We start from the raw sequence: 2,500 nt of genomic DNA on the forward strand, positions 1-2,500 counted from the left end.
TTTGGTTGCGGGGGCAGGATTTGAACCTGCGGCCTTCAGGTTATGAGCCTGACGAGCTACCGGGCTGCTCCACCCCGCGTCCGTCCCGAGGGCGATGATTTGCGATCGGGTTTTTGTATCGTATTGAGAGAGTGTCTCTTATTAGGTTTGGCGGTGACCTACTCTCCCACGTCTTGAGACGCAGTACCATTGGCGCGACGGCACTTAACGGCCGAGTTCGGGAAGGGATCGGGTGTTTTGCTCGTGCTATGACCACCAAACCGAAGAAGAGACACGGCGGGTTTTTTTCCCGCCTGACATCAGTGTTGTTCCGAGTCTGTACACTTTTTTTGGTGTATGCGTTTTGTCTGTATCGGCAAGGTATGAGCCTTGCTGTTACTGGATCAAATCAAGCCTATCGAGCAATTAGTACCAGTCAGCTGAATGCATTGCTGCACTTACACCTCTGGCCTATCGACGTGGTGGTCTTCCACGGCTCTCAAGGGAGATCTTGTTTTGAAGGGGGCTTCCCGCTTAGATGCCTTCAGCGGTTATCCTGTCCGAACATAGCTACCCAGCACTACCGTTGGCACGATAACTGGTCCACCAGTGGTTCGTTCACCCCGGTCCTCTCGTACTAGGGGCAACTCTTCTCAAATCTCCTACACCCACGGCAGATAGGGACCGAACTGTCTCACGACGTTCTAAACCCAGCTCACGTACCTCTTTAAATGGCGAACAGCCATACCCTTGGGACCTGCTCCAGCCCCAGGATGAGATGAGCCGACATCGAGGTGCCAAACGATGCCGTCGATATGGACTCTTGGGCATCATCAGCCTGTTATCCCCAGAGTACCTTTTATCCGTTGAGCGATGGCCCTCCCACTTGGGACCACCGGATCACTATGACCGACTTTCGTCTCTGCTCGACTTGTCAGTCTTGCAGTCAGGCAGGCTTCTGCCATTGCACTCAACGAGCGATTTCCGACCGCTCTGAGCCTACCTTCGCGCGCCTCCGTTACTGTTTGGGAGGCGACCGCCCCAGTCAAACTCCCCACCATGCAGGGTCCCGGATCCGGATGACGGACCGCGGTTAGACATCAAGAAGGCGAAGGGTGGTATCTCAAGGATGGCTCCACCGAGACTGGCGTCCCGGGCTCAAAGCCTACCACCTATCCTGCACATCACATTCCTGATGCCAGTGCAAAGCTGGAGTAAAGGTTCATGGGGTCTTTCCGTCTAACCGCGGGTAGTGTGCATCTTGACACACAGTTCAATTTCGCTGAGTCCACGTTAGAGACAGCGGGGAGATCGTTACGCCATTCGTGCAGGTCGGAACTTACCCGACAAGGAATTTCGCTACCTTAGGACCGTTATAGTTACGGCCGCCGTTTACTGGGGCTTCAATTCAGAGCTTGCACCCCTCCTTTTAACCTTCCAGCACCGGGCAGGCGTCAGACTGTATACGTCGCCTTACGGCTTCGCACAGCCCTGTGTTTTAAGTAAACAGTCGCCACCCCCTAGTTTGTGCCCCCCGCCCATAGTTGCCTACAGACGGGGCCTCCTTCTCGCGAACTTACGGAGGCATTTTGCCGAGTTCCTTTAACGTGGTTCTCTCAAGCGCCTTGGTATACTCTACCAGTCCACCTGTGTCGGTTTAGGGTACGGTCTGATGGAGGGCTATTTCCAGGGACCTCTGAGCAGCCCACCCAATCCGATAAGGGCAAACTACCTTTGAGATCCGTCACTTCCTCCTGGCCACGGAATATTAACCGTGTTCCCATCGACTACGCCTTTCGGCCTCGCCTTAGGGGCCGGCTTACCCTGCTCAGATTAGCTTTAAGCAGGAACCCTTGGACTTTCGGCGAGGGGGTCTCTCACCCCCTTTGTCGCTACTCATGTCAACATTCTCGCTTCTGATCTCTCCACCGGATGCCTTACAGCCCGGCTTCACAGAAAGAACATTGTCTCCGTAATGCCGCAAGGCATTAAAGAGACAGCGTTCTATATCACAGAACGCTCCGCTACCACGCATATTGCTATGCATCCTGAGCTTCGGCTCGTGGTTTGAGCCCCGTTACATCTTCGCCGCAGGACAGCTTATCTAGACCAGTGAGCTGTTACGCTATCTTTAAAGGATGGCTGCTTCTAAGCCAACCTCCTGGTTGTTTTGGCCGTCCCACATGCTTTCCCACTTAACCACGAATTAGGGGCCTTAGCTGCAGGTCAGGGTTGTTTCCCTCTTCACGACGGACGTTAGCACCCGCCGTGTGTCTCCCGGATAGTACTCTTGGGTATTCGGAGTTTACTTAGACTCAGTAAGGCTGTGGGCCCCCATCATCCATGTAGTGCTCTACCCCCCAAGGTATTCGTCCGAGGCGCTACCTAAATAGCTTTCGCGGAGAACCAGCTATCTCCGAGTTTGATTGGCCTTTCACCCCTAGCCACACGTCATCCAGACCCTTTTCAACGGGTGTTGGTTCGGACCTCCAGTAAGTGTTACCTTACCTTCATCCTGCAC

The 2,500-nt window shown here is 54.2% G+C and carries 1 tRNA gene and 2 rRNA genes (1 of these 3 cut by a window edge); all 3 read right to left on the reverse strand.

Annotated elements, in window-relative coordinates:
• Positions 1 to 2 precede the first annotated feature (2 nt).
• Positions 3 to 79: transfer RNA gene (locus CUR21_RS18270), tRNA-Met, on the reverse strand.
• A 66-nt stretch (positions 80 to 145) separates the two neighbouring features.
• Positions 146 to 260 (reverse strand): 5S ribosomal RNA (rrf, locus tag CUR21_RS18275).
• 124 nt (positions 261 to 384) lie between these two features.
• A 23S ribosomal RNA gene (locus CUR21_RS18280) occupies positions 385 to 2,500 on the reverse strand; it runs 717 nt beyond the window's last position.

It is taken from the genome of Pseudorhodobacter sp. MZDSW-24AT (genome assembly GCF_002794355.1).
Taxonomy (GTDB): Bacteria; Pseudomonadota; Alphaproteobacteria; order Rhodobacterales; family Rhodobacteraceae; genus Pseudotabrizicola.